This window comes from Peribacillus sp. YIM B13481, assembly GCF_042787985.1.
GTDB classification, from domain to species: Bacteria; Bacillota; Bacilli; order Bacillales; family DSM-1321; genus Peribacillus; species Peribacillus simplex_A.
The window spans coordinates 44,696-51,091 of record NZ_JBHZPE010000039.1 but is presented as its reverse complement, the minus strand read 5'-3'; the positions used below and the strand labels follow the sequence as shown (position 1 = coordinate 51,091).

The following is a 6,396-nucleotide window of genomic DNA, read 5'->3' as shown; positions in this document are numbered from 1 at the left end:
CCCAGTAGATTACCGGGTTCATGCCCTCAAGGTTGCCTAATTAAATAAAGTGTCTAACTTTTTGGGTTCACTTCACATAATGACTAGGTCTTCTTTTTGTTGTTCACTTTCTCCAGTGCTATCGAATTCTTGTGACAAGATAGTATCGTTAAATTTTATTAAATATGGAGACCTACCTATTCAATCCCCGGAAACCAGCCTGGAGAATGGATGATCGCTTGCCATAATGGGTCTGGAATATCAAGTTGCTGCTGATTATCCTTGTTTATTTTTGTCACGATTTCAGTTTCCCTGCCTTGTTCCACTTTTTGTACCCATTCAGGATCAATTATGATTTCACGGCCTAATGCGATTAACGGAACCCCTGATTGCAGTGCTTTGATTGCATCATCCGCTGTATAGATGGAACCAACACCGATGATAGGAACTTGATCACCGATACGTTCTTTTATAATTTCTATCCGAGGTCGGTCAACCTCCGCTCCCCGTCTTGCTTTTGACCAAAAATCCATTAATGAAACATGAAGATAATCCAGATCCTTTTTCACTAATCCATCAATTAATGCAAGGGTATCATCCATAGTGATTCCCGGTGTTTCCGGTTCCTCCGGTGAAAAGCGATAACCAACGATGAACGGATCATTTGCATGTTCAGCAACAGACTTTTTCACTGCATCCACAACCGCTAATGGAAAAGTCAGGCGCTTTTCAAGGGTCCCTCCCCACTTGTCTTCACGACGGTTTGAATGGGGCGAAAAGAATTGCTGAAGCAAGTAACCATTTGCTCCGTGAATTTCGACACCGTCAAAACCAGCTTCAATGGCACGCCTAGTTGCTTCACCAAAGTCTAGAATGATCGATTCAATTTCTTTTTCAGAAAGTGGGCGAGGTACTGTTTTACCTTCGCCTTCCGATGGGATATTGCTTGCACTGACGACATCGCCATTCGGGATTAATTCCGGTGGAACCTCGCGGCCGCCATGAAAAATTTGGAGGATTGCTTTAGCACCTTTCGCTTTAATTGCTGAAGCTAAGCGGCTAAGACTAGGAATCATTTCATCCTGATCACCGCCAAATTCTCCGTGGAAACCTTTTCCATTTGCTGACACGTAGGTACAAGCCGTTATAACCATGCCTACCCCCCCAGACCGACGTTCATAATAGTTAACTTCGGCATCGGTTACAGTCCCGTCAGGATTCGAAGAGAAATTTGTCAAAGGCGCCATCACCAATCGATTTTTTACTTCTATCCCTTTTCCTAAATTGAACGATTCAAATAATGGTGTAAATTTAGAATTCATTTAGTAATCCTCCATTTTGTTACCAACCCTTTACAGGTGTTGGTTGGTATAAGTCCTAAAATTCTCACAACCTCATGTTTAAAACATATTAATCATGCATGTTTGGCAATGAATGCCGAAATGGCTTCTTTAGGCTGTAAGCCAATTGCTTGATCTACTTTTTCTCCATCTTTGAATAAAATAAGGGCTGGAATTCCCATCACTCCATATTCGCTTGTCGTATCTGAATTTTCATCCACATTCAGTTTTACGATCTTAACCCGATCACCCATTTCAACATCTATTTCATTAAGCATTGGGGCAATCATTTTACATGGTCCGCACCACGGTGCCCAAAAATCAACCAGTACTAAACCTTCCTTGATTTCACTTGCAAAATTATCATCTGTTACATGTTCAATTGTCATGATCATGTCCTCCTTGTATAAATGGTTTTGACTCATCATCTATTTAAATCAAGTTTCCCGATTCTATTTCCCGGGATAAGAAACTCGGATTTCCTGATATTTATTTTCGGATGGATTTTAATCGATTCCAATTTACCGGATAACTCCATAAACCATGTTTCATCCTTAGATAGTAAAGCCAAATCAATTAATGCCAAAAGATGACTTTCGTTACTGATTTCTAGATCAGGCAACTTTTCAGTCCATTTACTCGGAATCGAAATCGATTTCCCTACCGCTTTTTCATTGTCACTTTCCACCACATTCACTTTAACGAATTCTCGATTCGCGCTTACCGTTTCAATGTAACCATGGATAAGTTCTCCATCTCTTGATCTTCCCTGTACCCAATCCCCATTATTTAACTGATTTTTTCCGGCCATTTTTAACACCCCTTTTATATTCTATTGTTATCAATTATTAACTGTAAAAATAAAATGTACAGTAAAGGCAAAAGAAAAAACTAAATCAATATCACGGACATTGTTTAATTTTTTCCAAAAAAGTGCTGAGAGTAATATCTTCTAAATATTTTTCAAAATATAACTCAGCTTCATCGAAGATTTGATCCATGACTACCTGGGTATTGGAAGATATGACACATTTTTTCTCCGGATCACCTGTACACCACTTTGGCTTCAAGGCTCCATGCGAGACCGTTATATAAATATCTGCCAAACTCACCTCTTCAGGGTTACAGTCAAGAATATAACCTCCGCCCACACCTTCTTTAGTCTTAACAAATCCTTTATTCCGTAAGCAGCTCATCATTTTCCGAATCCTTGCCGAGTTTGTACAAACGTTTTCTGCGATAGACTCACTGCTAGCCATATGATCTGGTAGATAAGCTAAATAGACCAAACTATGCACAGCTATTGTAAAATCACTATTCACTTTTTGCATCCTCCTCAAGGAGATTACTGTAATCTTAATATTTACAGTTGATAAAGTCAACTCAAAAAACTCAACTTTGTTGATCTGTTTATTATTGCAATGAAATTTCCCCCTATCAAAGGATAGAGGGCACTTCATCAGTTAGCTTTTGGAAAGCGGAACCATTTTTCACAAACTCGCCAAAATCTTATTGTTGAGAAAGATTCAATGCTGTATTAGCCGCTTTTAGATTCACCTGCGCTTGCTCACTTATATCCTGAGGATGATAATATCCTTTTGAAACCATATAATCACTTATGATCCCATGTGTTTCTACAGCGGACCTAAGCTGTTCCCGTAATGCAGCCCTCAGTTCAGGTGAAACTGTTTCAGTTACAGCGAAAGCCGCATTTCTAATTCCTGATTTGGCAGAAATCAGAAAGTCAGTTGCAATTACCTGATCGGTCATTCCACTCATACCCGCCATATTTTGCAAAAAGTTGGTCATTATTTCCCCTCTCCTTGATTAACCAGAATTTCCTGTAATCTTTGAATTTGCTCTCTGCCGCTGCTGATGTCTTGTAATAGAATGTTTTTTAATTCCGTATCTCGAACTAATCCGTTCATTATAGAACTTTTGGATAAACATAGGCTTTTGAAATTCAATATTTCATGCAATTCTAACGTTTCATGCAGTCCTAACTTTTCCATTAAAAGTATCTCTCCTTTCATTTACATTCACTTACTTATCTTTCGTTGATCAAAAGGTCTTATTCATTGTTTTTAAAGAAGGTAAAACCTAGCCCCCCTGTATACCAATGAGTTGAATAGGGAAAATTACTTTTGTTACATAGACTTAGGGGGTGATTGGATGGAAAATGAAAAGCTGGCCTTTCATGAAACCATGGAGACGCATGAAATAATAAATTTTAAAACAATAAGCTTGATGAAATCCAAATTAATGCAAGGAATTTGTTTCGATAATGATTTAAAGGCATTAATGGAAAAAGACGTACAGCAATCCATAATAGCCATTAATGAACTGAAGAGTTTTTACGAAGGTGCCCGAACAAACTATTTACAATGAGGTGAGCTTTAATGGAAATGGATTATTTAGATCCCCAAGGCGCTGAACATATGCCTGAAATGGCTGATTCTTCTTTTGCCCTGGATTTCCTACTGTCAATCAAAAGCGGGATTCATACGTATGCAATAGCTATAACGGAAACAATAAGTCCAGAATTGAGACAAGCCCTATACCGGCAAATGGAGCAGTCCATTGATTTACATGCTGAAATATCCGATTTAATGATAAGTAAAGACTGGCTTTATCCAAATGATTTAGGAAAGCAAGTTGAATTGGATTTGAAATCAGCTGAAATGGCAATTAGCATCGCTCGGATGAAGTTATTCCCAAACGATACAGATAGACTTGGAATGTTCGCAACGCCAAATAAATAGAGGAGGAAGTTTTATGAAAGCCGTAACTTACCAGGGCAATAAAAACGTGCAGGTCAAAAATGTTAAAGATCCCCATATCAAAAATTCAGATGATATTATCGTAAAAGTTACAACTTCAGCCATTTGCGGTTCGGATTTGCACTTGATTCACCAAATGATTCCAAATATGCCAACGGATTATGTTATTGGCCACGAGCCAATGGGAGTTGTCGAGGAAGTCGGTCCAGGTGTAAATAAGTTAAAAAAGGGAGATCGTGTAATCATCCCCTTTAACGTTAGCTGCGGAAGCTGCTGGTATTGCGAGAATGACCTTACAAGTCAGTGCGATAACTCAAACCCTCATGGCGAAATAGGTGGTTTTTTGGGATATTCAGAAACAACTGGTGGGTATGCGGGAGGACAAGCAGAATACATGCGGGTTCCTTATGGAAATTTCACACCTTTTAAGATTCCAGAAGACTGTGAGGTAGAAGATGAAAAATTGGTATTACTCGCAGATGCAGCTTCAACTGCATTTTGGAGCGTAGACCATGCAGGAGTTAAACCTGGTGATACAGTTATCATTTTAGGCTGCGGTCCCGTTGGATTACTCGCTCAAAAATTCGCTTGGTTCAAAGGAGCGAAAAGGGTCATTGCCGTCGATCATCTCAACTATCGTTTGGAACATGCTAAACGGACAAATAAAGTCGAAATTGTTAATTTCGAACAATATGAAAACGTAGGGGAATATCTCAAAGAAATAACTAAAGGCGGAGCCGACATCGTTATTGACTGTTCTGGCATGAGCGGTAAAATGACTCCTATGGAATATCTTGCAACTGGCCTTAAGCTGCATGGAGGTGCCATGGGTGGTATTGTAATTGCCTCCCAAGCCGTGCGTAAAGCTGGAACCATTCAAATAACAGGTGTTTACGGAGGGCGTTATAACGGATTTCCGTTAGGAGATATATTTCAAAGAAACGTGGATATCAAGACCGGACAAGCTCCTGTTATCCCTTATATGCCATATCTCTATAACCTTATATCTGAAGGAAAGGTTGATCCTGGCGATGTCGTAACCCACGTACTTCCAATCGATCAAGCTAAACATGGTTATCAAGTATTCGATACAAGGACAGACGGATGCATTAAAGTGGTGCTGAAGCCCTGACATAGCAGTGATATTTTGTAGGTTACTGAATTTATTGACTCCAGGTACTATTCTTCAAGCTATTTAGCTTAGTTCACAAGTTCAAGTCCACTATTGCTTCTCTTCTAGTTCCAAAACCTTTATTGCTTCCCATTCTCATAAATTGTTACCAATGATATTCGAACTCCAAAATAAAAGCCACTTTTCCTGAAACTCGTCCAGGAAAAGTGGCTTTACGTTTAAAAAGGAAGATAAACTTAATTATCACTTAAATCAATTGAAGGTTCGATCCTTACGTGGTTTATCGTTATAACTTTACATTTATCCTATCTTTTTATAAAAACAAGGTTATAATAGCGGTATTTCATGCTTATTATTTTGTTTGTTGTTTATTCATGGCGCTCATCATTTGATTAATTTTCTTTTGGGATGGTTTCATACCCATTTGCATCATCATCATTTTCAGCATCTGTTCGTTAATTGGCGGATTTTTCTTTAAGTAATCCATCATGTATTTACGAGCGATGAAAAATCCCAGCACTACTCCAGCAATCAATGCCAGTACGCCAACTAGAATGTAAACCCACATACTATTTCCTCCTTCGTGTTGTCTAACATCAGTGTACTAGACCAAAGGTTATTATACAATACCCGCTACCGAAAAGTCCCCCATTTAGACAAATTTTCTTTCTTTTATCGGTTTTAACCAACCGTATTTTTCGTGTTCAAAATCAATGGCTAGAAAACTCGCTTCATATTTTCGAATGCATTCAAAGAAAGCCGTCTCCGCTTCATAGTCTCCTTCAGCTTTAAGCGTAATGGACTCATCCTGGATGATTAACACGGCTTTACTTGATCCGTTTGTTTTTTCTAAATAGTATTTTCCATTTTGAGACCAAAAATTCATCTTTTTTTGTAAACGTTGTTCAATTGCTACCTGCAACTGGATAATGGGGACTGTTTTGGTGACAAATTCGATTTGTTTTTGCAAAATACTCTTCAGTCTGCCCCTTGCTTGAATATACTCCAAAAACAAATTGAAAAATAGCTTTTCTCTTCCATAATAATGATGGGCAAATTCATCTTCGATTAAAAAGATTTGATAGGTTCTCATCAGCCAACGCCTCCTAGCATTCCTATTTTGGTCACCAGAACAACTTACCATCAGGACCTTCCATTATTTCCT

Annotated in this window: 11 protein-coding genes; 3 read left to right on the top strand and 8 right to left on the bottom strand. The window is 38.6% G+C overall.

Annotated elements, in window-relative coordinates:
- Positions 1-176: 176 nt before the first annotated feature.
- From ACFX4X_RS19080 to ACFX4X_RS19055, 6 genes are all read right to left on the bottom strand, one after another.
- On the bottom strand, positions 177-1,301 hold the full coding sequence (locus ACFX4X_RS19080) for an NADH-dependent flavin oxidoreductase (protein WP_377385352.1): 1,125 nt from the start codon (positions 1,299-1,301) through the stop codon (positions 177-179).
- A 92-nt stretch (positions 1,302-1,393) separates the two neighbouring features.
- Positions 1,394-1,708: a thioredoxin gene (gene trxA, locus ACFX4X_RS19075; RefSeq protein ID WP_377385349.1), complete on the bottom strand. Its 315-nt coding sequence runs from the start codon at positions 1,706-1,708 to the stop codon at positions 1,394-1,396.
- A gap of 35 nt (positions 1,709-1,743) precedes the next feature.
- Positions 1,744-2,130 carry an IDEAL domain-containing protein gene (locus ACFX4X_RS19070; RefSeq protein ID WP_284471090.1) on the bottom strand — a complete coding sequence of 129 codons (387 nt, stop codon included), beginning with the start codon at positions 2,128-2,130 and terminating at the stop codon, positions 1,744-1,746.
- Positions 2,131-2,221: 91 nt separating this feature from the next.
- Positions 2,222-2,641: an RrF2 family transcriptional regulator gene (locus tag ACFX4X_RS19065; protein WP_125161999.1), complete on the bottom strand. Its 420-nt coding sequence runs from the start codon at positions 2,639-2,641 to the stop codon at positions 2,222-2,224.
- Positions 2,642-2,828: 187 nt separating this feature from the next.
- Positions 2,829-3,128, bottom strand: a complete 300-nt coding sequence (locus ACFX4X_RS19060) for a spore coat protein (RefSeq protein WP_377385345.1) — start codon at positions 3,126-3,128, stop codon at positions 2,829-2,831.
- Positions 3,128-3,331 (bottom strand): hypothetical protein, encoded by a 204-nt coding sequence (locus tag ACFX4X_RS19055; RefSeq protein WP_377385342.1) that lies wholly within the window; start codon positions 3,329-3,331, stop codon positions 3,128-3,130. The genes ACFX4X_RS19060 and ACFX4X_RS19055 overlap by 1 nt, the downstream gene beginning before the upstream one ends.
- A gap of 160 nt (positions 3,332-3,491) precedes the next feature.
- Here ACFX4X_RS19055 and ACFX4X_RS19050 point away from each other — a divergent pair, with 160 nt between their 5' ends.
- From ACFX4X_RS19050 to ACFX4X_RS19040, 3 genes are read left to right on the top strand one after another with little or no spacing between them, the layout of a single operon-like run.
- The gene (locus ACFX4X_RS19050; protein ID WP_377385339.1) at positions 3,492-3,707 is read left to right on the top strand and encodes a spore coat protein; all 216 of its coding nucleotides are present in this window, start codon (positions 3,492-3,494) and stop codon (positions 3,705-3,707) included.
- An 11-nt stretch (positions 3,708-3,718) separates the two neighbouring features.
- Positions 3,719-4,081, top strand: a complete 363-nt coding sequence (locus ACFX4X_RS19045) for a spore coat protein (RefSeq protein ID WP_377385336.1) — start codon at positions 3,719-3,721, stop codon at positions 4,079-4,081.
- A gap of 13 nt (positions 4,082-4,094) precedes the next feature.
- Positions 4,095-5,231 (top strand): zinc-dependent alcohol dehydrogenase, encoded by a 1,137-nt coding sequence (locus ACFX4X_RS19040; protein ID WP_377385333.1) that lies wholly within the window; start codon positions 4,095-4,097, stop codon positions 5,229-5,231.
- Positions 5,232-5,583: 352 nt separating this feature from the next.
- Here ACFX4X_RS19040 and ACFX4X_RS19035 read toward each other — a convergent pair whose 3' ends face one another.
- Both ACFX4X_RS19035 and sirA read right to left on the bottom strand, forming a co-directional pair.
- Entirely contained in the window at positions 5,584-5,799 is a 216-nt protein-coding gene (locus ACFX4X_RS19035) for a YneF family protein (protein ID WP_034312934.1), read from the bottom strand.
- A gap of 84 nt (positions 5,800-5,883) precedes the next feature.
- Positions 5,884-6,324, bottom strand: coding sequence for a sporulation inhibitor of replication protein SirA (gene sirA / locus ACFX4X_RS19030; protein WP_061462713.1), 441 nt, complete (start codon positions 6,322-6,324; stop codon positions 5,884-5,886).
- Positions 6,325-6,396: the final 72 nt, after the last annotated feature.

What these genes read in the sequence shown, in the direction of transcription:
- trxA (WP_377385349.1), bottom strand. Translation starts at nt 1,708, where the DNA reads ATGACAATTGAACATGTAACAGATGATAATTTTGCAAGTGAAATCAAG.
- ACFX4X_RS19040 (WP_377385333.1), top strand. Translation starts at nt 4,095, where the DNA reads ATGAAAGCCGTAACTTACCAGGGCAATAAAAACGTGCAGGTCAAAAAT.
- ACFX4X_RS19070 (WP_284471090.1), bottom strand. Translation starts at nt 2,130, where the DNA reads ATGGCCGGAAAAAATCAGTTAAATAATGGGGATTGGGTACAGGGAAGA.
- ACFX4X_RS19080 (WP_377385352.1), bottom strand. Translation starts at nt 1,301, where the DNA reads ATGAATTCTAAATTTACACCATTATTTGAATCGTTCAATTTAGGAAAA.
- ACFX4X_RS19035 (WP_034312934.1), bottom strand. Translation starts at nt 5,799, where the DNA reads ATGTGGGTTTACATTCTAGTTGGCGTACTGGCATTGATTGCTGGAGTA.
- sirA (WP_061462713.1), bottom strand. Translation starts at nt 6,324, where the DNA reads ATGAGAACCTATCAAATCTTTTTAATCGAAGATGAATTTGCCCATCAT.
- ACFX4X_RS19060 (WP_377385345.1), bottom strand. Translation starts at nt 3,128, where the DNA reads ATGACCAACTTTTTGCAAAATATGGCGGGTATGAGTGGAATGACCGAT.
- ACFX4X_RS19045 (WP_377385336.1), top strand. Translation starts at nt 3,719, where the DNA reads ATGGAAATGGATTATTTAGATCCCCAAGGCGCTGAACATATGCCTGAA.
- ACFX4X_RS19055 (WP_377385342.1), bottom strand. Translation starts at nt 3,331, where the DNA reads ATGGAAAAGTTAGGACTGCATGAAACGTTAGAATTGCATGAAATATTG.
- ACFX4X_RS19050 (WP_377385339.1), top strand. Translation starts at nt 3,492, where the DNA reads ATGGAAAATGAAAAGCTGGCCTTTCATGAAACCATGGAGACGCATGAA.